General features: G+C 69.3%; 20 protein-coding genes. 8 read left to right on the top strand and 12 right to left on the bottom strand.

What is annotated here, in order from left to right; translation table 11 throughout:
* The first annotated feature begins 247 nt into the window (after positions 1–247).
* Together ABZT93_RS36335 and ABZT93_RS36330 are read left to right on the top strand one after the other, a co-directional pair.
* On the top strand, positions 248–784 hold the full coding sequence (locus ABZT93_RS36335) for a DUF6082 family protein (RefSeq protein WP_356112718.1): 537 nt from the start codon (positions 248–250) through the stop codon (positions 782–784).
* Between the two features lie 162 nt (positions 785–946).
* Positions 947–1,183, top strand: coding sequence for a hypothetical protein (locus tag ABZT93_RS36330; protein WP_356112717.1), 237 nt, complete (start codon positions 947–949; stop codon positions 1,181–1,183).
* Positions 1,184–1,353: 170 nt separating this feature from the next.
* Here the strand turns inward: ABZT93_RS36330 and ABZT93_RS36325 are convergent, their stop codons facing one another.
* Complete coding sequence (locus ABZT93_RS36325) at positions 1,354–2,523, bottom strand: citrate synthase/methylcitrate synthase (protein ID WP_356112715.1); 1,170 nt, start codon at positions 2,521–2,523, stop codon at positions 1,354–1,356.
* Between the two features lie 112 nt (positions 2,524–2,635).
* Here ABZT93_RS36325 and ABZT93_RS36320 point away from each other — a divergent pair, with 112 nt between their 5' ends.
* From ABZT93_RS36320 to ABZT93_RS36305, 4 genes are all read left to right on the top strand, one after another.
* Positions 2,636–3,898 (top strand): citrate synthase, encoded by a 1,263-nt coding sequence (locus tag ABZT93_RS36320; RefSeq protein WP_356112713.1) that lies wholly within the window; start codon positions 2,636–2,638, stop codon positions 3,896–3,898.
* A gap of 53 nt (positions 3,899–3,951) precedes the next feature.
* Positions 3,952–4,896, top strand: coding sequence for a sucrase ferredoxin (locus ABZT93_RS36315; RefSeq protein ID WP_356112711.1), 945 nt, complete (start codon positions 3,952–3,954; stop codon positions 4,894–4,896).
* An 89-nt stretch (positions 4,897–4,985) separates the two neighbouring features.
* A complete protein-coding gene (locus tag ABZT93_RS36310) occupies positions 4,986–6,653 on the top strand; it encodes a sensor histidine kinase (RefSeq protein ID WP_356112709.1) in 1,668 nt (555 codons plus the stop codon).
* Positions 6,653–7,333, top strand: coding sequence for a response regulator (locus ABZT93_RS36305; protein WP_356112707.1), 681 nt, complete (start codon positions 6,653–6,655; stop codon positions 7,331–7,333). The genes ABZT93_RS36310 and ABZT93_RS36305 overlap by 1 nt, the downstream gene beginning before the upstream one ends.
* A 6-nt stretch (positions 7,334–7,339) precedes the next feature.
* Here ABZT93_RS36305 and ABZT93_RS36300 read toward each other — a convergent pair whose 3' ends face one another.
* The 3 genes from ABZT93_RS36300 to ABZT93_RS36290 all read right to left on the bottom strand — a co-directional run bounded on the left by ABZT93_RS36300 (position 7,340) and on the right by ABZT93_RS36290 (position 10,172).
* A complete protein-coding gene (locus tag ABZT93_RS36300) occupies positions 7,340–8,410 on the bottom strand; it encodes an ABC transporter substrate-binding protein (RefSeq protein WP_356112705.1) in 1,071 nt (356 codons plus the stop codon).
* A 78-nt stretch (positions 8,411–8,488) separates the two neighbouring features.
* The gene (locus tag ABZT93_RS36295) at positions 8,489–9,367 is read right to left on the bottom strand and encodes an ABC transporter permease (RefSeq protein ID WP_356112703.1); all 879 of its coding nucleotides are present in this window, start codon (positions 9,365–9,367) and stop codon (positions 8,489–8,491) included.
* Positions 9,357–10,172, bottom strand: a complete 816-nt coding sequence (locus ABZT93_RS36290) for an ABC transporter ATP-binding protein (RefSeq protein ID WP_356112702.1) — start codon at positions 10,170–10,172, stop codon at positions 9,357–9,359. Before ABZT93_RS36290 ends, ABZT93_RS36295 begins: the two co-directional genes overlap by 11 nt.
* Before the next feature lie 161 nt (positions 10,173–10,333).
* Here ABZT93_RS36290 and ABZT93_RS36285 point away from each other — a divergent pair, with 161 nt between their 5' ends.
* Positions 10,334–11,026 (top strand): response regulator, encoded by a 693-nt coding sequence (locus tag ABZT93_RS36285; RefSeq protein WP_356112700.1) that lies wholly within the window; start codon positions 10,334–10,336, stop codon positions 11,024–11,026.
* 93 nt (positions 11,027–11,119) lie between these two features.
* Here ABZT93_RS36285 and ABZT93_RS36280 read toward each other — a convergent pair whose 3' ends face one another.
* From ABZT93_RS36280 to ABZT93_RS36255, 6 genes are all read right to left on the bottom strand, one after another.
* Entirely contained in the window at positions 11,120–12,712 is a 1,593-nt protein-coding gene (locus tag ABZT93_RS36280; RefSeq protein WP_356112699.1) for a cation acetate symporter, read from the bottom strand.
* The gene (locus ABZT93_RS36275) at positions 12,709–13,272 is read right to left on the bottom strand and encodes a DUF485 domain-containing protein (RefSeq protein WP_356112697.1); all 564 of its coding nucleotides are present in this window, start codon (positions 13,270–13,272) and stop codon (positions 12,709–12,711) included. The genes ABZT93_RS36280 and ABZT93_RS36275 overlap by 4 nt, the downstream gene beginning before the upstream one ends.
* A gap of 60 nt (positions 13,273–13,332) precedes the next feature.
* Positions 13,333–14,025, bottom strand: a complete 693-nt coding sequence (locus ABZT93_RS36270) for a response regulator transcription factor (RefSeq protein ID WP_356112695.1) — start codon at positions 14,023–14,025, stop codon at positions 13,333–13,335.
* Positions 14,022–15,173, bottom strand: a complete 1,152-nt coding sequence (locus ABZT93_RS36265; RefSeq protein ID WP_356112693.1) for a histidine kinase — start codon at positions 15,171–15,173, stop codon at positions 14,022–14,024. Before ABZT93_RS36265 ends, ABZT93_RS36270 begins: the two co-directional genes overlap by 4 nt.
* Positions 15,170–15,694, bottom strand: coding sequence for a DUF1453 domain-containing protein (locus tag ABZT93_RS36260; RefSeq protein WP_356112691.1), 525 nt, complete (start codon positions 15,692–15,694; stop codon positions 15,170–15,172). Before ABZT93_RS36260 ends, ABZT93_RS36265 begins: the two co-directional genes overlap by 4 nt.
* Positions 15,695–16,033: 339 nt before the next feature.
* Positions 16,034–18,157 (bottom strand): DNA topoisomerase IV subunit B, encoded by a 2,124-nt coding sequence (locus ABZT93_RS36255; protein ID WP_356112690.1) that lies wholly within the window; start codon positions 18,155–18,157, stop codon positions 16,034–16,036.
* 442 nt (positions 18,158–18,599) lie between these two features.
* On the opposite strand from ABZT93_RS36255, the gene ABZT93_RS36250 reads away from it, so the two are divergent.
* Positions 18,600–18,824 carry a hypothetical protein gene (locus ABZT93_RS36250; protein WP_355734309.1) on the top strand — a complete coding sequence of 75 codons (225 nt, stop codon included), beginning with the start codon at positions 18,600–18,602 and terminating at the stop codon, positions 18,822–18,824.
* Between the two features lie 120 nt (positions 18,825–18,944).
* Here the strand turns inward: ABZT93_RS36250 and ABZT93_RS36245 are convergent, their stop codons facing one another.
* Positions 18,945–19,799: a serine protease gene (locus tag ABZT93_RS36245; protein WP_356112688.1), complete on the bottom strand. Its 855-nt coding sequence runs from the start codon at positions 19,797–19,799 to the stop codon at positions 18,945–18,947.
* A gap of 121 nt (positions 19,800–19,920) precedes the next feature.
* Positions 19,921–21,459: an RNA polymerase sigma factor gene (locus ABZT93_RS36240; protein ID WP_123992048.1), complete on the bottom strand. Its 1,539-nt coding sequence runs from the start codon at positions 21,457–21,459 to the stop codon at positions 19,921–19,923.
* Positions 21,460–21,854 lie beyond the last annotated feature (395 nt).

Genomic DNA, 21,854 nt, shown 5'->3' with positions numbered 1-21,854 from the left:
AGGATACGAGCCGGAATAATCACCGCTAAGTGAACGATTGTTAGCAGCACTTGCGGGGCAGACGTTGGGGAAGGCGCCGGTTCGTGCGACCCTCGCTTCCCTCCGTGCGCCTCCTCTCCGCCTCCCCCGCCGATCAGAGCCGCTCGGCACCCTGGGAGACGGCAAGCGCCGCCCACCGCTCGCCGGTCCCCATCAGTCGACCCGCACCCCGACGACCGGCGGACGGCCGTTTGAATCGGGGATTGACATGGCCACACACGGTACTCGGACGCGGAGGTTCGGACTTGCGACAGCGACCTGCCTGAGCGCACTGGTCGCGGCCGCCACCGTCCTGAATCAGCAACGACTTGCTCATCAGTCTCGTCTGATGGAACAACACCACACCAACCTTTCGCGTCAACAGCGACTGCAGTGGGAGCTGTTGAGCAAGGCCATGGAGGATCCGGCGCTCGCGGCAGTGCTGGACACCCACGAAGGCAGGTACCCCCCGGAAAAGCATCGGCAGTTTCTGTTCGCCAATGCCTTGTACAGCCACGCACTGCTCGCTTACCGCATCAGTGTCGTCACGTGGGAGGAGCTGCACGGCTACCTCCGGATCACGTGTCGCAATCCGATCTTTCGCGAATACTGGGACGCGACCCGTCCGCACCGGGCCAGCCTGCTCAGTTCTTCCGTCGAGGCGCGTGTGGGCCGGATGGTGGACAACATCATCCAGGACCTCGATGACGCGGACAGCGATGAATGGTGGGTGGTCGGTGAGGCGCCGACCGAGGACGACGTCTGACCACGCTCCGGGGCTTCACCACTTGGCGCCCCCGCACGCCCACGGGCGTCAACGGACACTCGCCGCCGCTCCCTCGCTTCAGCGAATCAACACCTGCCTCACGAGGATCACCGCATACTTGCGATGTTCTGTGTCCCTCACACCGCAAGGATCGGGGTTCTGTTGAAAATCTTGCGCCGCCTCGGCGCGTCACCGCGCGAACGAGGCAGCATGAATGGCGATACCTGTCCCGACATCTTCGAACTCAGCGACGGAAACTTCGCAGTCATCGGGACAGAGGCAACGGCGGACCTGGACAAAAAGTTGCCGTCTGACGCAGCGCGCGCGGACTACGAGCGCATCGTCATCATCAGTCGGGAGACGCTCGTACGCGCCAAGGCGGACATTCCCGACGCCTGAGTCGAGAACCGCACCGGGCAGCGAGCCGACCCGCAGCCTCGTCCCGCCCCCGCCCACCGCGCGCCATCGTTGAGCGGTCGAGGGGCCTGCCCCTACCGAGCAGACCGAACCCCATCCTGCTCATCCCCGTCGCCGTGATTCCGGCACCCGATCGTGCCGAGCCTCGCGCGTCACCGGATGGTCGGGGGCACCGCCACCGGCGCCCCCGGCCCCACATACCGCGCCACCGGCCGGATGATCTTCGAGTCCGCCGCCTGCTCCAGGATGTTGGCGCTCCACCCCACCACCCGCGCCGCCGCGAACGTAGGTGTGAACATCTCCCGGGGCAGGCCGCACAGCTCCATGACCACGCCCGCGTAGAACTCGACGTTGGTGTGCAGTTCCCGCCCCGGCTTCAGCTCGGCCAGGATCGCCTCGACCTGGCGTTCCACCTGGATGGCGAAGTCCACTCGGGGCCCGCCGAACCGTTGGGCGACCTCCCGGAGCATCCGGGAACGAGGGTCCTCCGTGCGGTAGATCGCGTGGCCGAAGCCCATGATCCGCTCACCGGCGAGCACACGCGCACGGATCCAAGGGCCGATACGGTCGGGCGTGCCGATCGCGTCCAGGGTCTCCAGCGCCCTGCTCGGCGCTCCCCCGTGCAGCGGCCCGGACAAGGCTCCTACGGCCCCCACGAGGCACGCCACCACATCCGCCCCGGTCGAAGCGATGACCCGTGCCGTAAAGGTTGATGCATTGAAGCCGTGATCAATGGTTGAGATCAAGTACTGCTCGACCGCCCGGGCCCGCTGCGGCTCCGGCTCCGAACCTGTCAGCATGTAGAGATAGTTCGCCGCGTACGAGAGGTCCGCACGCGGCTCCACCGGTTCGAGCCCCTGGCCCAGCCGGTGCAGCGCGGTGAGCAGTGTCGGCACTGCCGCGGCCGCCACGAGCGTGTCACGTCGCCGCTCGTCCGGGTCGATGTCGTAGACCGGCCGGAACCCCTTCGCGGCACCGAGCAGCGACAGGGCCGTGCGCATACCGGCGAGAGGACCGGACCGCCCGCTCGCCGCCGCGATCGCGGGCAGCGCCGCCCGCACCTCGTCCGGCAGCCGCCGCAGCTCGGCGGTCTCGGCACGGAAGGCCACGGCCTGTCCGGCGTCCGGCAGTTCGCCGTGGACCAGGAGATGCCACACGTCCTCGAAGCCGCGGGTCTGCGCGAGCTCGACGGCCGAGTACTGACGGTAGTGATAGAACCCCTCACGCCCCCGGACGTCCCCGACCTCGGTGTCGGTGACGACGACTCCGGCGAGTCCTCGCGGTACGTCGACGAGTGTGCTTGCGGACCTGTTGACGGACATGATTCCTCCCTGAACTTGATTCGACTGTCTATGATTGACTCATTCTCTGTCAATATTGATTGCATCAATGCATGCCAATCAACCCACGCGGCTGCGGATACGGTGACCTCTTATGCGCGACCAAGACCCCCTGCCCGGCCCCGCAGAACATCGGCTCAGCACCAAGGAAGCCGCCGAACTGCTGGGCGTGAAGCCCGAGACCGTCTACGCCTATGTGAGCCGCGGCCAGCTCAGCAGCAGACGCGTCCCCGGCGGCCGGGGCAGCACCTTCGACGCCAAGGAGGTGGAGACCCTCTCCCGGCGCAACCGCCGGGACGGCGGCGGGAGTCCAGGCTCAGGCGGCGAACTGTCCGTACGGACCCGTATCACGTTCATCGACCGCGACCGCTACTACTTCCGAGGCGTCGACGCGACCGAACTCGCCGCCCGCCACTCCTACGAAGAGATCGCGGAGTGGCTCTGGACCGGCCACATGCAGCCGGGTGTCACCTTCACCGCACCCGACGCCACGGTCGACGCGGCCCGCCGCGCAGTGGACGCCCTGCCCGAACACACCGGCCCCACCGACCGGCTGCGGGCCGCGGCGATCGCCGCCGCAGCGGCCGACGCGCTGCGGTTCGACCTGTCCGAGGAGGCCGTGCTCGGCACCGCACGGACCCTCATCCCGACCCTCGTCGCCGCCCTCCCGCCGGTGGTGCGCGACCGCCGCCGCGACGACGGCCCACTGGCCCACCGACTGTGGACGCGCCTCAGCGGGCGCAAGCCCGACGAGGCGTCCCTGCGCGCCCTGGACAGCGCACTCGGCCTGCTCGTCGACCATGACCTCGCCGCCTCGACCCTCGCTGTCCGCGTCGCCGCATCGGCCCGCGCGCACGCGTACGCGGCCGTCTCGGCCGGACTCGGCGTCCTGGAGGGCCCTCTGCACGGCGCGGCCAGCGGGCTCGCCCACAGGCTGCTGCTCGACGTGCTCGACCGTGGCGACGCGGCCCCCGTGATCTCGGAGGAACTGCGGGCCGGACGCCGCATCCCGGGCCTGGGCCACCGGCTCTACGCCGGCGAGGACCCGCGCGCGCGTGCCCTGTTCGCCCTCCTGGAGGAGATCCCGCGCGCCGAGCCCGCCCTCCTCGCGGCCCACGACATCGTGGCCACCACCGCCCGCCACGCTCCCTTGCACGCCAACGTGGACCTGGCCCTGGCCGTACTCACCGCCTCCTCCGGGATGCCGGCCACGGCGGGCGAGACGATCTTCGCCGTCGCCCGTACGGCGGGCTGGATCGCCCACGCGCTGGAGGAGTACGGGGAACGCCCGCTGCGCATGCGCCCGAGCGGCATTTATGTGGGCCCGAAGCCGCCCCGGCCGCTGCCGGAGCACTGACACCGGCACGGCCGGAAGTCGCCGCGCCCCTAAGTCAGGTTAGGCTCACCTGTGTGAGTACCTGTTCAACGGTCTCGCACGACCTCGACGAGCCCGTTTCCGGAACCGCGGCCACCGCGCGGACCTGGCTGCTGCTGGAGCAGTCCGGCCCCTGGGGCGCCAAGGCGCTCACTTCGAGCCACCTGGACCCCGCGCTGGGCCGCACCCTGGAGGCCGCGGCCAAGGACACGGGCGTGCGCATCGCCCTCATCCGCCGCCCCGGACGGCACGCCGACAGCGGAGCACCCACCACCCGGCAGGTGTACGCCGCGCACACCGTGCCCGGCAACGTGTGGCTGCGCAGCGCGACGACCCGCGATCCGCGGGACCTGCTCGGCCTGGACCTCGCCGCACTCGGCAGAGGCGACCACAGCAGCTTCGACGCGACGCTCGGTGGAGACGCCCACACGGGTGATCCGCTCGCGCTCGTCTGCACCAACGGCAAGCGGGACCGCTGCTGCGCGCTCCTGGGCCGACCGCTCGCCGCGGAACTGGCCACCTCCGGCGTCGAGGGCGCCTGGGAGGTCACCCATCTGGGTGGTCACCGGTTCTCCCCGACGCTGCTCGTCCTGCCGTACGGCTACGCCTACGGTCGCGCCGAGGCCCATGCCGTCAAGGAAGTCCTGCACGGCGTCCAGGAGGGCCGGATCGTGACCGAGGGATGTCGCGGCAACTCCGCCTGGGAGCGTCCGGGTCAGGCGGCCGAGCTGGCCGTCCGCACCGCGGTGCGTGAAGACGCGGCCGAGGCCCTGACGGTCGTCCGCACGGACGGCGCGGCCCCGCACTGGGAGGTGACCGTCGCGCACGCCGACGGTCGTCACTGGCGGGTCGTGGTGGCCCAGACCGCCGCTCTGCCGCCCCGCGCGGAGAGCTGCGGGGCGTCGGTGCTCGGCTCACCCGCGCGGATGGATGTCGTGGCGGTACGCGAGCTGAGGACATCGGCAGCGTCGGCGGGCTGACCGACCGGCGGGTCCGTCCACGTATTGATCAAGAGATCCATGCCACACCCCCTGCGGTTGATCCGGCGCCTCCCCGTACCGTCATGGGTATGAGCCGCACTCCCCCCGCCCGCCGCCTGCGCCTCGGACTGCCTCGCCGCGTGTTCTCGCAGGTGCTTCTGATGCAGTTGGCGATCGCCGCGGGAGTCGCGGTACTCGCGACCGGCCTGTTCCTCGCGCCTCTGAGCAACCAGCTGGACGACCAGGCGATGCGCCGTGCGCTGGCCATCGCCCAGACCACCGCCGCGGAGTCGCAGATCGCCGAGCAGGTCAAGGACACGCCCCCGCTGCCCGACGGCCCCGTCCAGCGGGAGGCCGAGCGGATCCGCAGGGCGACCGGGGCCGAGTACGTCGTGGTGATGGACTGGCGAGGCGTCCGGTGGTCGCACCCCACCCGCAGCGAGGTCGGCAGGATCGTCTCGACCGACCCGGGCCAGGCTCTGGGCGGCAAGGAGATCATGCAGATCGACAGCGGCACCCTGGGCCGCACCGCCCGCGGCAAGGTGCCGCTGTACGACAGCGGGCACAAGATCGTCGGAGCAGTCTCCGTCGGCATCGCCTACGACAGCGTGCGCGCCCGTCTGATCCACGCGATCCCGGGACTGTTCGCCTACGCCGGCGGGGCCCTCGCCGTCGGCGCGCTGGCAGCCTGGCTCATCTCCAGGAGAGTCCAGCGACAGACCCGTGACCTTGCCTTCTCCGACATCTCCGCTCTCCTGTCCGAGCGCGAGGCCATGCTGCACGGCATCCGGGAAGGCGTCGTCGCCCTGGACCGCGCCGGACGCATCCGCCTGCTGAACGACGAGGCCAGGCGTCTGCTGAGCATCGGCGACGAGGCCGTCGGCCGCTCCCCCGACGAGGCGCTCGGGGACGGCCGTACGGCCGACGTCCTGGCCGGACGCGTCACCGGCACCGATCTGGTCACCGTGCGTGGCCAGCGGGTGCTGGTCGCCAACCGCATGCCCACCGACGACGGCGGTGCCGTCGCCACCCTGCGCGATCGCACCGAGCTGGAGCAGCTCGGCCGGGAGCTCGACTCGACCCACGGTCTCATCGACGCGCTGCGCGCCCAGGACCACGAGCACGCCAACCGTATGCACACGCTGCTGGGGTTCCTGGAGCTGGAGATGTACGACGACGCCGTGGAGTTCGTCGGAGAGGTCGTCGGCGACCACCGGGCCACCGCGGAGCAGGTCACCGAGAAGATCGAGGACCCGCTCCTCGCCGCGCTGCTGGTGGGCAAGGCGACCGTCGCCGCCGAGCGCGGGGTCGCCCTGTGGGTCTCCGACCGGACGCGGCTGCCGGACCGGCTGGTCGATCCGAGCGGCCTGGTCACGATCGTCGGCAACCTCGTGGACAACGCCCTGGACGCCGCCGCCGGCGCACCGCACGCGCGCGTGGAGGTCGAGCTCCGCACGCAGGGCCGTACCGCCGTCCTCAGGGTGCGGGACACCGGGCCCGGCATCCCGGTGGAACAGCGGGAACTGGTCTTCACCGAGGGCTGGTCGACCAAGGAGCCCCCCGCGCACCGGGGACGCGGCCTGGGGCTTTCGCTCGTACGCAAGCTCGCCGAACGTCAGGGAGGCAGCGCGACGGTCGGCGAGGCCGGTGGCGGAGGCGCGGAGTTCACCGTGGTGCTGCCCGACGCACTGGCCGAGGCGCGACCGGCTCTCGCCGCATCGACCATCCAGCGGACGGCCGCCGAGGAGGAGGCGTGATGATCGAGGTCCTGGTCGTGGACGACGACACCCGCGTGGCACGCGTCAACGCCGCCTACGTCGAGAAGGTGCCCGGCTTTCACGTGGCCGGCGAGGCGCACAACGCCGCGGACGCGCTGCGTCAGCTGGAGAGCCTCCCCCACGTCGACCTGGTCCTCATGGACCACTACCTGCCCGACGAGACGGGCCTGGCGGTCGTCCAGGAGATGCGCCGACGCGGCCACCAGACCGACGTGATCATGGTGACGGCGGCGCGCGACGTGACGACCGTCCAGGCGGCGATGCGTCATGGCGCGCTGCAGTACCTCGTCAAACCGTTCGCCTTCGCGGGCCTCAGGGCCCGGCTGGAGGCATACGCCGAGCTGCGGCGCACCCTGGACGGCGGCGGCGAGGCAGAACAGGCGGAGGTCGACCGCATCTTCGGTGCGCTCTCCTCGCCCGCGGAGCCCGATCTGCCCAAGGGGCACTCACCGACCACGGTGGAGCTCGTCCGCAGGTCGCTGATGAACGCCGAAGGGCCTCTGTCGGCGCAGGAGATCGCCGACCGGACAGGGGTGAGCCGGCAGACCGCCCAGCGCTATCTGAAGCTCCTGGAGCGCACGGGGCGGGCCAGACTCACCCTCAAGTACGGCGACGCGGGCCGCCCGGAACACCGTTACGTGTGGGCGACCCGCGCGTGAGGAGACTCAGCCGGCGTTCTGCGCGGCCTTCTCGACGAACTCCGTCGTGTACGTCTTGTCGAGGTCGACGTCGGCGTTCTGGATGTTGGGGTTGAACGCCTTGAGGACCTTCTCTACGGTCTCGGGACCGTTCTCGGGCATCACGCCGTCCTTGGTGAACATCGGCAGCGTGTTCTTGATGGCCACCGCGTACAGCAGCTTGTTGCCCTGCGAGTAGTCGGCGGGCATCTTGTCGGCGATCTGGGTGGCGCTGTGCGTGGACATCCACTTGAGCGTCTTGACGAATGCATTGGCCAACTTCTGGACGGTCTCCTTGTGACCGTTGACCCAGTCCGTCTGCATGTACAGGCTTGACGACGGATACGGTCCGCCGAGTGCCTCGTCCGAGCCCTGGGGCGTGCGCATGTCCAGGAGGACCTTGCCGGCCTTCTTGTCCAGGATCGTCGCGACAGTCGGGTCAGTCGTCATGCCGCCGTCGATCGAACCCTGCTGGAGTGCCGAGATGAAGGTCGGTCCCGCACCCACGGCCACCGGGGTGAAGTCGCTGACCTTCACGCCGTTCTTGACCGCGAGGTACTTGGTGAGGAAGTCGGTGGAGGAGCCGAGGCCCGTGACCCCGAGCTTCTTGCCCTTGAAGTCCTTGGGTGAGGTGATGTCGCCCGCCGCCTTGTTCGAGACGATCTCCACTTCGCCGGGCGCGTGCGAGAACTGCACGACCGACTCCACGTCCTTGCCCTTCACCTGAAGGTCAAGGGTGTGGTCGTAGAAGCCGACGGCCCCCTGGACCTGGCCGGAGACGAGCGCGGTCTCGGCCTGGACACCGGCGGGCTCGCTCAGCAGCTCCACGTCGAGTCCCTCGGAGTCGAAGTAGCCGAGCCGCTGGGTGAGCATCGCCGGAAGGTAGATGACCTTGTCGAGACCACCGACCATGATCTTGACCTTGGTCCCCTTGCCGTCACCCTTGCTGCCGGAGTCGGCCGAGGCGGTGCCGGCGGCGTCGTTCGCGCAGGCGGTGAGCGAGGTGAGGGCGAGCAGGCCGACGGCGGCCAGGGAGGTGTATCTGGCGGTCTTGCGCATGGGGTTCACGTCCTTGTGAGGGGCGGTGCGGGAGAGGCTGGTGTTGAGACTGAGAGGGAGCGGCCGTCGTTGACGGCCTCAGCTGTCGGAACTCGTCGGCTTCCAGCGGAAGATGCGGCTCTCGGCGAAGGTGAGCAGCCCTTCGGCGAGGAGTGCGACGACGGCGAGGATGACCATCGCGGCGTACACACCGGCCGCGTTGAAGGTGCCCTGCGACTGCGCGACGAGCAGGCCGACGCCCTTGGTCGCGCCGATGTACTCGCCGACGATCGCGCCGATGAGGGCGAAGCCGAAGCTGACGTGCAGGCTGGTGAAGATCCACGAGGTCGCGGACGGGATGACGACCTGAAGCGTCACCCTGCGGTCGCTGGCGCCGAGGATGCGGGCGTTGGCCACCAGGTTGCGGTCGACCTCTCGGGCGCCCTGGAAGGCGTTGAAGAAGACCGGGAAGAAGACCAGGACGACGGCCGAGGCCACCTTGGAGGCCGGTCCGAGACCGAACCAGATCACGAAGATGGGCGCAAGGACGATCCTCGGTATCGAGTTGAGCACCTTGATGTATGGACCAAGGACGTCGGCAAGCAAGGTGATCCGCCCCAGCGCGATACCGAACACCACACCGGCCACCACGCCGACGACCCAGCCCAGCAGCGCCTCGTACAGCGTGTACCAGATCTGTTCGCCCAACGACCCGAGTGCGGTCCCGTGCGTCACCCAGGTCCAGATCTGGTCCCAGATCTTCGACGGCATGGAGAAGTTGAAGGGATCGATGACCTCGGCCCGGGAGAGCACTTCCCACAGACCCAGAACGGCCACCAGAAGCAGCACACGGGAAGCGGCGACCACGATCCGGCGTCTGCGGGCGGCACGCGCGCGTGAGTGCGCGCGGTCCGTCTTGTTGCCGGGGTCGGTCATGGCCGGCGCGACCTGGGCCTCGGGCAGGACGTCAGGCGACATGGGCGGCACCCCTCTCGCGGGTGATGCGGACCTCTTCGCCGAGGGACTCCCAGATCTCGCGGTAGATCTCGATGAACCGCGGCTCCAGGCGCACCGACTCGACCTTCCGCGGCCGCGGCAGGTCGATCTCGAAGACCTGCTTGACGGTGGCCGGCCCGGCCGTCATCACGACGACCTTGTCGGCCAGCGCGATGGACTCCTCCAGGTCATGGGTGACGAAGACGACGGAGGCGCCCGTGCCCTCCCACAGTTCGAGGAGTTCGTCGGACATCAGGGCCCGGGTCTGCACGTCGAGCGCGGAGAACGGCTCGTCCATGAGCAGGATCTCGGGGTCGTTGACGAAGGTCGCGGCGAGCGCGACCCGCTTGCGCTGGCCTCCGGAGAGCTGATGGGGGTAGCGGTCCTCGAACGCCGTGAGCCCGACCCGGGCGAGCCACTCCCGCGCCTTCTGCCGGGCCTCCGCCTTGGGCACACCGCGGAAGCGAGGGCCTGCCATGACGTTGGACAGAACCGTGCGCCAGGGGAACGTGGCGTCCTGCTGGAAGACGAAACCGACCTTGTCCCCGACTCCGCGGACCGGCTCCCCGACGACCAGGACCTCACCTTCAGACGGCTCCTCCAACCCGCTGACCAGCGTCAACGTCGTCGACTTGCCACAACCCGTGGGACCGACGACCGCCACGAACTCCCCACGCCCCACCGTGAGATCAAGCTCCCTGACGGCCGTGTGCAGACCCCCCGACGGGGTCCGGAATGTCTTGCTCGCGCCCCGCAGCTCGATGGCGGGGCTGGTGTCTGCGCTCATGGCCGGGGACGGTAGATGTGGCCCTTGCCACGGCATCAGTCTTCTGGGCACATGCCGTTCTTTTGCCTGCAACGGCCTGTTGTGCTCGTTTTGCGCGCGCTACAACAGCGGAGCCGAAACACGGGCGTGACGCCCGCCAGGCCTTGAGGGAGAGAGGCCCGATGATTGACGTCCTGGTCGTGGACGACGACTTCCGTGTCGCCGAGATCAACGCCAAGTACGTGGGGAAGGTTCCCGGTTTCCGGGTGGCCGCCCGCGCGCACAGCGCCGCCCAGGCGCTGGCGAGCGTGCAGCGCGGGACCATCGACCTGGTCCTGCTCGACCACTACCTGCCCGATCAGACGGGTCTCGAACTCGTTCACCGCATGCGCGAACAGGGCCACGGCACCGACGTCATCATGATCACGGCAGCCGGGGACGTGACGACCGTCCAGACCGCGATGCGCCTGGGCGCCCTCCACTACCTGGTCAAACCCTTCACCTTCGCGGCACTGCGCACCCGCCTGGACTCGTACGCGGCCCTGCGCCGCACCGTCGACCGGGTCGGCGGCCGAGGCATCGCCGGTCAGGAACAGGTCGACCGGATCTTCGGCGCCCTGCGCACCACTCCGGCGCCGGCCTCCCCCGGCCTGCCCAGCGGCCACTCGGAGCCGACGACGGACCTCATCTGCCGCGTCCTGCACCATGCCGACCACCCACTGTCGGCCCACGAGGTCGCCGCCGAGACGGGCCTGAGCCGCTCCACCGCCCAGCGCTACCTCCGCCACCTCGAACAGGCCGGCCGCCTCCGCCTGTCCCTCAGATACGGCGACACGGGCCGGCCGGAGCACCGATACGCGTGGGTGGCGCCGTAGCCGCACGCGACGAGCCGCCTGGGCGGCAGATGTCGTACGACGAAGACGGATGCCGTACGACGACGAAGGGGCCGTACGGTCACATGCGCCGCCCTAGACGGCGCCCGCCCCCGTGAGGGACCGCACCTCGGTCTCCGCGTGTTTGGCCTCGTCGGCGACCTCCGCCGAGGTGACCGTGCCGAGCCAGCCCGCGACGAAGCCCAGCGGGATGGAGACAAGCCCGGGGTTCTGCAGCGGGAAGTACTGGAAGTCGACGCCCGGGAAGAGGGACTCGGGGCTGCCGGACACCACGGGCGACAGCAGTACCAGGGCCATGGCCGGGATCAGTCCGCCGTAGACGGACCAGACGGCGCCCCTGGTGGTGAACCCGCGCCAGAACAGCGAGTAGAGCAGCACCGGCAGATTCGCGGACGCGGCGACGGCGAAGGCTAGGCCCACCAGGAAGGCGACGTTGAGATCACGGGCCAGCAGGCCGAGGGCGATCGCGATCACGCCGATCCCGACAGCGGCGGTCCTGGCCACGGCCACCTCGCTGCGCGGCTTGGTCCGTCGGCGCCGCAGTGAGGCATACAGGTCATGGGCGACGGAGGCGGAGGAGGCGAGGGTGATGCCGGCGACCACGGCCAGGATCGTGGCGAAGGCGACGGCGGCGACGATCGCGAACAGGACCGTTCCTCCCGTGGAGTCGGCGCCGCCGCCCAGGTCGAGGGCGAGGAGGGGGACCGCGGTGTTCCCCGCCGCGTTCGATCCGCGGACCGTCTCGGGCCCCACGATCGCCGCGGCACCGAACCCGAGGACGATCGTCATCAGGTAGAAGCCGCCGATGAGCCCGATCGACCAGACCACCGAACGCCGTGCGGCGCGGGCCGTGGGCACGGTGTAGAAGCGGGACAGGATGTGCGGCAGCCCTGCCGTGCCGAGCACGAGAGCGAGTCCCAGGCTGATGAAGTCGAGGCGGGCGGTCCAGTCCCCGCCGTACTTGAGGCCGGGCGCCAGGAACGACCTGCCGTGACCGCTGCGCTCCGCCGCCGTGAGCAGCAACTGGTCGATGTCGCCGTGGAACCGCACCAGAACGAGCGCGGTCAGTGCGACGGTCCCACCGAGCAGCAGGACCGCCTTGACGATCTGGATCCAGGTGGTTGCCCGCATCCCTCCCAGGGACACATAGATCACCATGAGCGCCCCGACGGCAATGACGGTCCAGGACTGGGCCGCCTCGCTGGTGCCTCCGAGGAGCAGCGCCACCAGGCTGCCCGCGCCCACCATCTGGGCCACCAGATACAGAACGGACACGGTGACCGAGGAGGTTCCCGCCGCGATCCGCACCGGCCGCTCGCTCATCCGCGCGGCGACCACGTCGGCGAGCGTGAACCGCCCGCAGTTGCGCACCAGTTCGGCGACGAGGAACAGCACCACCAGCCAGGCCACGAGGAAGCCCACCGAGTAGAGCATCCCGTCGTACCCGAAAAGCGCGATGAGCCCGGAGATGCCGAGGAAGGACGCGGCCGACATGTAGTCGCCCGCGATGGCAAAACCATTCTCCATCGGCGAGAACAGCCGCCCGCCCGCGTAGAACTCCTCCGCCGAACCGTGCCGGTGGCGGCTCACCCACGTCGTGATCCCCAGCGTGACCGCGACGAACACGCTGAACAGCAGCAGCGCCAGAGTCTGGTGGTCCCCCCTCACGACGACGCACCGCCCCGGGCCGTGCGCGTCAGTTCCTGGGTGTCCCACCGCAGTTCGAGTGCGGCCCGGTCCCTGCGCAGCCTCGCATGCCGGGCATAGGCCCAGGTCAGCAGGAAGGTGGTGAGGAACTGCCCGAGTCCCGCGAGCATCGCCACGTTCACCGCGCCGGCCACCGGGCGCGCCATCAGTCCCGGCGCGGTCGTCGCCGTCACGACGTAGGCGACGTACCAGGCGAAGAACCCGATACCCGCCGGGACCACAAACCTCCGGTACCGGCTGCGCACCTCCTGGAAGGCCGCGCTGCGCTGCACCTCGAGGTAGACGTCGGCCGCCGCGGCTGCCCGGACCTCGCGCTCCGCGCGCGCCGTCGCGACCGGGGCCGCGGATGTGCCGTCACCGGCCGTCTCGCCCCAGCCGGAGGCGAGCTCGTCGTACCAGGGATCCTCGTACCGCACCCCGGGGGACGCTTCGGCGCGGGCCACATCGTGGCCGTCGTGGTTCTCGGCCGAACTCTCGGCATCACCCCCGCTTCCGCGGGGACGAGCGTTGCTTGACTGCATGCCCAAGGATGGACAGAACGGGAAGATCCCTGACTCTTCTTCCCCATGCTCTTCACCCCATCAGGTGACTCCTCCCGTCGGCGGCCGTACAAGCCCCTTCGCGTAGGCGTAACGCACTGCCTGCGCCCGGTCCTTGATGCCCGTCTTGGCGAAGAGGTTGTTGATGTGGGTCTTCACCGTGGCGGTCGAGACATGCAGTTCGCGGGCGATCTCCTGATTGGTCAGCCCTTCGGCGATCAACGCCAGCACCTCGACCTCCCGCGCGGTGAGCCCGTCGGGCGCCTCCGCGGGCACCGCCTGCACAGGCTCGGGGTCCGACAGCCGCTCCAGCAGCCGCCGTTGGATGCTCGGCGACAGCCCGGCATCCCCGGAGAGCACGCTCTGCACGGCCCGCACGATCTCGTCACCTCCCGCGTCCTTGGTGAGATAACCGCGCGCCCCCGCCTTGAGCGCGGGAAACAGCGACTCGTCGTCCGCGAAGGTCGTCAGCACCACGACCTGCGTCCCCGGGTACTCGGCGCGGATCCGCCGGGTCGCCTCCACCCCGTCGCAACGGGGCATGCGCAGATCCATCAGCACCACGTCCGGGGCGAGTTCGGCGACGAGCCGCACCGCCTCCTCCCCGTCCCCGGCCGCGCCCACGACCTCGACACCGGGCAGCAGACCGAGCAGCATCACGATGCCCTCGCGCACCACGGTCTGGTCGTCCGCGACCACCACCCGCGCGGGCTTCGTCTGCGTCCCCTCCGTCATACCGGCACCTTCAGCGTCACCACGAACCCTTCGTCGTCCGGTCCGGCGTCCAGCGAACCGCCCAGCAGTTCGGCACGCTCCCGCATCCCCAGCAGACCGTACCCGCCTCCGGTGGTGGTGAGTTCACCCGGCGAACCACCCGAGTCCCGCACGACCAGCGTCACCTGCTCCTCGCCGTACTCGAGCCGCATGCGGACCTTGGCCCCAGGGGCATGCTTGCGGACGTTGGTCAGGGCCTCCTGCGCGACTCTGCGTACAGCCTGCGACGCCTCGACCGGCAGCGGTCTGCGCTCACCCGAAATGGTGGTCTCGGCTCCGTCGGCCGTCCCGACGAGCTGACTCAGGAAATCCTCCAGCGGAGTCATGTCCCCGCGCAGAGCCGCCAGTGCCTGCCGGGTCTCGGCGAGGCCGTCGCGGGCCATGCCCCGGGCCGCCACCACCCTTTCGAGGATCTGGTCCCGGTCCGCACCTCCCTCGATCAGCAACCGGGCCGCCTCCAGGTGCACGAGTTGGGCCGAGAGACTGTGGGCCAGCACGTCATGGATCTCCCGAGTGATACGGGCCCGCTCCCCGAGTGCCGCCGACTCAGCCTCGGCCGCCCGCGCGGCCCTCTCCTGGTTGAGCAGCCGCTGCGCATTGCCGCGGGCCTCGGCGTCCAGCCGCAGGACGTAGCCGGCCAGAGCGAGCCCCGCCGTCGTGACGAGAGTGGTCAGCCACACGTCGTCGTTGCCGGCGGCGTAGAGGGCGAGGGCGACCACGGTCACCGGCAGGGCGGCGGCGATCGGCAGCCGTTCCAGAGCGGTGATGGCGCAGCCGCACCACAGGACGAGGGCGACGACCCCGAAGTCAACGGCCTGGGCGGCGACCGCGATCGCCAGGAGGACGCCGAAGAGCGCCAGGGAGGGCCAGAGCCGGTGAGCCAGGGTGGTGCGGAAGAGGGCCCAGGCGACGACGGCGGACAGCAGGATTCCCGCCACCGCTCCGAGCACGCCCCAGCCCTGCACGTGGCTGCTGTTGAAAGCGCCCCAGAGGAGCACGGCGAGCACCAGCGACCGCGTGACCCAGCCGAGCAGACGCCGAGGACGCGTCGTCGCCTCATGCCCGAGCGCCTCCCGGGAGGGCCAGCGGGTCCAGGCGTTGTCCGTCACACACGTTCCTTCCCCGTGGACCGGACCATGGGCTCACCGTACGCCGGGGCGGGTATGGCCACAGGGCGCAGGTAGTGCGCTCGCCGGACGAGGAACCCGGAGCGCACGAGCAGCGTGGCCGCCAGCGCGAGCAGCAGCGCGGAGGAGCTCTGGTGGACACCGATCGCCACGCCGAGTGCGAAGAGGCCGACGCGCAGTGCGATGCCGACGGCCCAGACGGCCCCGCTCGCCCTGGTGCTTCTGCTCCACACCGCGCCGTCCGGTTCTGTCCATATGCGGCTCGTCCAGGCCCAGCCGGCCCCGATGGCGAGGCCGGTGAGGAGTTCGGCGGTGAGCAGGGCGATCGATGCCGCGCGGTGCTGGGCATCCACAAGAGCCGGCTCACGCAGTGCCACGACGGCCAGGACGACGGGCAGCAGCCACCAGCGCCGCCCGGTGTCGATCCGGCTCGCCCGGAACTGCCGGGCGATCACCACGACCACCGCGACCATGATCAGCAACGCGTCGACAAGCCCGGACATCACAGCCTCCGTGAGCGAGGAAGGGTCTGCCGGCAGCGGACGCCGCCGGCACCTTCGAAGCTACGGAAATCCGCAGGTCGGGAGATCGGAGTGGGGGTGGATCACGGGTGGATTCCCAAGCTGCCTGGTGCTCCACCCAGGGGTGGAGCACCAGGGATACCGCGCCTGCCCCCTGCCACTTGCCTCTGCCGTCTGCCGTCTGCCGTCTGCCGCGAACGGTCAGCCCGGAGCGGGTGACGGGACGCGAAGGCCTCCGTGCGACGAGGATTCGACAGTCCCTCGCAGACGGAGGCCTCAGGCCAAGACCGACGAGTACGTCCGCCCGAGCTCAGCGGAGCGCTACGCGTCGATGCGCGACCGGTCCAGCGTCGCCGCCGACCCCGAGATGAACTCCTTCCGCGGTGCCACGTCGTTGCCCATCAGCAGATCGAAGACCTGCTCGGCGGCCTCCAGGTCAGCGAGGTTGATCCGCCGCAGAGTCCGGTGCCGCGGATCCATCGTCGTCTCGGCCAACTGGTCGGCGTCCATCTCGCCGAGCCCCTTGTACCGCTGGATGGAGTCCTTGTACCGGACCCCCTTGCTCTGGAACTCCAGCAGCTTCTCGCGCAGCTCGCGGTCCGAGTACGTGTAGACGTACTTGTCCTGCCCCTTCTTCGGCTGGACGAGCTCGATGCGGTGCAGCGGCGGCACCGCGGCGAAGACCCGGCCCGCCTCGACCATGGGCCGCATGTAGCGCTGGAACAACGTCAGCAGCAGGCAGCGGATGTGAGAGCCGTCGACGTCGGCGTCGGTCATCATGATGATCTTGCCGTAACGGGCCGCGTCGATGTCGAAGGTCCGGCCGGACCCCGCTCCTATGACCTGGATGATCGCACCGCACTCGACGTTCTTGAGCATGTCGGTGACGGACGACTTCTGGACGTTGAGGATCTTGCCGCGGATGGGCAGCAGCGCCTGGAACTCGGAGTTCCGTGCGAGCTTCGCGGTACCGAGCGCCGAATCGCCCTCGACGATGAACAGTTCGCTGCGGTCGACGTCGTCGCTGCGACAGTCGGCGAGCTTGGCGGGCAGCGAGGAGGACTCCAGAGCCGTCTTGCGGCGCTGTGCGTCCTTGTGCTGGCGGGCCGCGATACGCGTGCGTGCGGCGGCGACCGCCTTCTCCATGACGACCCGGGCCTGGGCCGCGGCGTCCCGCTTCGTGGACGTCAGGAACGCCTTGAGTTCCTGGGAGATCACGGTGTTCACGATGCGGCGGGCCGCCGAGGTGCCGAGAACCTCCTTGGTCTGGCCCTCGAACTGCGGTTCGGCCAGGCGCACCGTGACCACCGCGGTCAGGCCCTCGAGGGCGTCGTCCTTGACGATGTCGTCCTCGGCGACACGCAGCAGCTTCTTGGCGCGCAGCACCTCGTTCATCGTCTTGGCGACGGCCTGCTCGAAGCCGGCGACATGGGTGCCGCCCTTGGGCGTGGCGATGATGTTGACGAACGACCTCAGGGTCGTGTCGTAGCCGGTTCCCCAGCGCATCGCGACGTCCACTCCGAGTTCGCGAGTGACCTCGGTGGGCGTCATCTGACCGTGGTCGTCCAGGACCGGGACGGTCTCCTTGAAGGTGCCCTGGCCAGAGAAGCGGAGGACGTCGTTGACCGGCTTGTCGGTGGCCAGATACTCGCAGAACTCACTGATGCCGCCGTCGAAGCGGAACGACTCCTCGCCCTTGCTGCCGCCTTCACCCAGGCCGTACTCGTCACGGACGACGATGGTCAGGCCGGGCACCAGGAACGCGGTCTGGCGGGCGCGCTGATGGAGGTTCTCCAGGGAGAGCTTGGCGTCCTTGAGGAAGATCTGCCGGTCGGCCCAGTACCGCACGCGCGTGCCGGTCCGGGTCTTGGGGATCCTCTTGGTCTTGCGCAGGCCGCTTGCCGCCTCGAATTTGGCGTCGGGGCCGATCGCCGCGAAGGCACCCGGCACGCCTCGCCGGAAGCTGATCGCGTGGGTGTTGCCGGCCCGGTCCACCTCGACGTCCAGCCGCGCGGACAGGGCGTTCACCACGGAGGCGCCCACGCCGTGCAGGCCACCGGAGGCGGCGTACGAGCCACCGCCGAACTTGCCGCCGGCGTGCAGCTTGGTCATGACGACCTCGACGCCGGACAGCCCTGTCTTGGGCTCGACATCGACCGGGATGCCCCGGCCGTTGTCCCGGACCTCCACCGAGGCGTCGTCGTGGAGGATCACCTCGATGTGGTCGCAGTACCCGCCCAGGGCCTCGTCGACCGAGTTGTCGATGATCTCCCACAGACAGTGCATCAGGCCACGGCTGTCGGTCGATCCGATGTACATACCCGGGCGCTTGCGTACGGCCTCGAGCCCCTCGAGGACGAGCAGGTGCCGCGCGGTGTAGTTGGAACCGTCCCGGTCTGCTCCTGCCAGCAGAGCTGTGGACGGCACGGACGTTTCGGCGGTCACGCGGTTCGCTCCTCGCTGAATTTCAAGTGGGGCCCTTGTGGGTAAGGGCGCGGCTTCGGTCGCCGCCAAGAGGGTACCGAGGCCTGGTAGAGCCGTTGTAACGCCACCCTCGTGCGAAAACACAGAGTAGTCCAGGGTCGCATACCTGTTCGATCCCTCGAAGGGGTGAAGTACATATCACGTTCCCTTACGGGCATGAACCATTTAGGCTCCGGGCACGTCCTCATGAACAACCGGCAACCCAGCCGGGAGGACCGACCCTGACCGACAGCGCGAAACCGTAAGACACATAGACACGCAATACGGCACATTCGCCGCCAGACCGGCAGCAGCCAGCCGTCCGGAAAATTTCTCTCTGGGAGAAGCCCCGAGCGGGAACGTTTTGGGGCTGGTTGGATGTTGACCCTGGTACGACAGCTCGTCGAGCTAGAGAAGAGGCGACGTGACTACTGTTCTGACCCCCGCGAGCCCGCTGACGGCCGCTGACCGCTGCGACCGCTGCGGCGCCCAGGCGTACGTGCGCGTCGTGCTGCTCAGCGGTGGAGAACTGCTCTTCTGCGCCCACCACGGTCGCAAGTTCGAGCCGGAACTCAAGAAGATCGCCGCTGAGATACAGGACGAGACGGAGCGGCTCACGGCCGTTCCCGCCGCAGAAGAAGAGCGCTGACACTTCGCGTCCACGACGAGCCAGCTCCGGCACAGGCCGGCATGAGGGCGGCTGCCCCTGCTCCCAGGGGCAGCCGCCTTACTCATGCTCCGCGAAGGCTCTCAGCGCCTCCGGGCTCTGTCACGCGGTCCTGCCCACCGCGCTGCGACCACCCGGGTTCAACGTCCGCATGACTTCGGACACACGAACATAGACACCAGGTTGGCCCGCTCTCCCACAGCCGCTCCCCCACGACACCAGCCCGATCAGCTTGCCCTGGGCGACCAGAGGCCCACCGCTGTCGCCCTGGCAGGCGTCGCGCCCACCCGTCTCCTCCCCGGCGCACAGCATGCTGTCGGCGAGGTAGGTGCCGTCGGCGCCGCCCGGATAAGCGTCGCCGCAGGCCGGGTCGGCCAGTACGTGCACGCGCGCCGCCCGCAGACGGCGCGCATAGTCGCCACCACCCGTGACGTCACCCCAGCCGTACACCGTGGCGCTGGTTCCCGGCGTGTACGCTGCGTCGCCCCCGGCGGCCATGGCGATGACCGCGTTCTGCGGCATCGGCTCGGCGAGGGTGAGGACGGCGAAGTCCCCGGCGTTGCTCTGCGGGTCGTAGCCGGGATTCACCCAGGCTTCACGTAGGGCGATCTCCTTTCCCTGATCCGAGAGCAGATCTGTACGGCCCGCGATGACGCGGAAGTCACTCATCTGCTCGGGCGGTGCTCCCAGGACGTCTTCGCCCATGCAGTGGGCCGCGGTGAGCACCTTGGTCGGACTGATTGCGACACCGCCACAGAACTGCCCCGCGCGCGTACCTCCGAACCGGTCACGGCTGGACAGGGCCACGGTCCAGGGCGCCTCGGACACATCGACCGGGTATCCCCCGAGGACGATGCTGTCGGCGGCCACGGGAGCGGCCGAGGCCAACGGTATGGCTGCCGCCACGGCTGCCAGAATCAGCGGCCGGGCCAGCGCCCGGGCAAAGGGGAGACGCATGCATGCTCCTCACTCAGGGTGGTGATCGGAAACCCAGAGTCATGCAGGGCGCCTGTCCGCGCAGCACGAAGGCCCGGTCCCCGAAAAAGGGACCGGGCCTTCGGCGTCGTACGACTACGGCCTAGTCGAGGTAGTCGCGCAGCACCTGGGAACGCGACGGGTGACGCAGCTTCGACATGGTCTTCGACTCGATCTGGCGGATGCGCTCGCGCGTGACGCCGTAGACCTTGCCGATCTCGTCGAGGGTCTTCGGCTGACCGTCGGTGAGACCGAAGCGCATCGAGACAACGCCTGCCTCGCGCTCGGAGAGGGTGTCGAGGACGGAGTGCAGCTGCTCCTGCAGGAGTGTGAAGCTGACCGCGTCGGCCGGGACGACGGCCTCGGAGTCCTCGATGAGGTCACCGAACTCACTGTCGCCGTCCTCGCCCAGCGGGGTGTGCAGCGAGATGGGCTCGCGGCCGTACTTCTGGACCTCGATGACCTTCTCCGGGGTCATGTCGAGTTCCTTGGCCAGCTCCTCCGGGGTGGGCTCGCGGCCCAGGTCCTGGAGCATCTGACGCTGCACGCGCGCGAGCTTGTTGATGACCTCGACCATGTGCACCGGGATACGGATGGTGCGGGCCTGGTCGGCCATCGCGCGGGTGATCGCCTGACGGATCCACCAGGTGGCGTACGTGGAGAACTTGTAGCCCTTGGTGTAGTCGAACTTCTCGACCGCGCGGATCAGACCGAGGTTGCCCTCCTGGATGAGGTCCAGGAAGAGCATGCCGCGGCCGGTGTAGCGCTTGGCCAGGGAGACCACCAGACGGAGGTTGGCCTCCAGGAGGTGGTTCTTGGCACGGCGGCCGTCCTCGGCGATGATCTCCAGCTCGCGCTTGAGCTTCGGGGCGAGCTTGTCGGCGTTGGCCAGCTTGTCCTCGGCGAACAGACCGGCCTCGATGCGCTTGGCGAGCTCGACCTCCTGCTCGGCGTTGAGCAGGGGGACCTTGCCGATCTGCTTGAGGTAGTCCTTGACCGGGTCGGCGGTGGCGCCGGCCACGGCGACCTGCTGGGCAGGCGCGTCGTCCTCGTCGTCGTCGGAGAGGACGAAGCCCTTGTTCTCGGCTCCCTCCTCTTCCTCCTCGCCAGGCTTGATCTCCTCGAGGACCTCGTCCTCGACAGCCTCGGCGTCGTCCTTCTTGGCAGTCGTCTTCTTGGCCGTCGCCGTCTTTTTGGTGGCTACGGTCTTCTTCGCCGCCGCCTTCTTGGTGGCGACCGCCTTCTTCGCGGCGGGCTTCGCGGGCGCTTCACCCTCGACTGCGGGCTCAGCGGCAGGAGCCGCCGGGGTGGCGGTGGCGGTGGCCTTCTTCGTGGTCACCGTCTTGGCCGCGACCGTCTTGGTGGCGGTGCGCTTGGCCGGACTCTTCGCTGCGACGCTCTTTCGGGTGCGCTTGGGCTCCGCGGCACTGACCATCAGCGTCACACCCTCTTCCTCGAGGATCTGGTTGAGGCTGCGCAGTACGTTCTTCCACTGAGTGGCCGGAATCTGGTCAGCTTCGAAGGCCCGACGCACGTCATCGCCGGCGATCTGCCCCTCAGCCTTTCCCCGCTCAATGAGAGCCATGACAGAGACGGACTCGGCGATCTCCGGCGGGAGCGTACGGGATGTGCTGGCCGACACGAACAACCTCTCGGAACGTTGGAAAACGGCTTCCGGCCCCGTCCACGGCGGACAGGAGCCGACCACCGGCCTGGGAATGGCCGACGGCGCGGGCGGGGGCCGGGAAGTTCCACAGCGCCTGAAACGGCGTCCGTATTCCCTCCGCGGCTGTCACCTCTTAGGTCATCGCGCTGCTCCCGCGAGCGTTACGCCCAATCTGCGTGGCCCGAGTCACACCCCGTAAGCGATCAAAACGGCCAGACCTGGGCATAAGCGGTCAGTAATCCGTCCGGACCAGCAAAGCCCAGGGAGCCGCCCCACGCCGCGCCGTCGGGGCCCCCCGGGGCACACGGTATACAGCGGGGTGCGCCCCGAGCGGTTAGACAGCCCAAACAAGCCCCCGCAGGGGGAGGGCC

Origin of the sequence: Streptomyces sp. NPDC005303 (assembly GCF_040607335.1) — a bacterium.
Taxonomy (GTDB): domain Bacteria; phylum Actinomycetota; class Actinomycetes; order Streptomycetales; family Streptomycetaceae; genus Streptomyces.
This window is presented reverse-complemented; position numbering and strand designations above follow the sequence as displayed.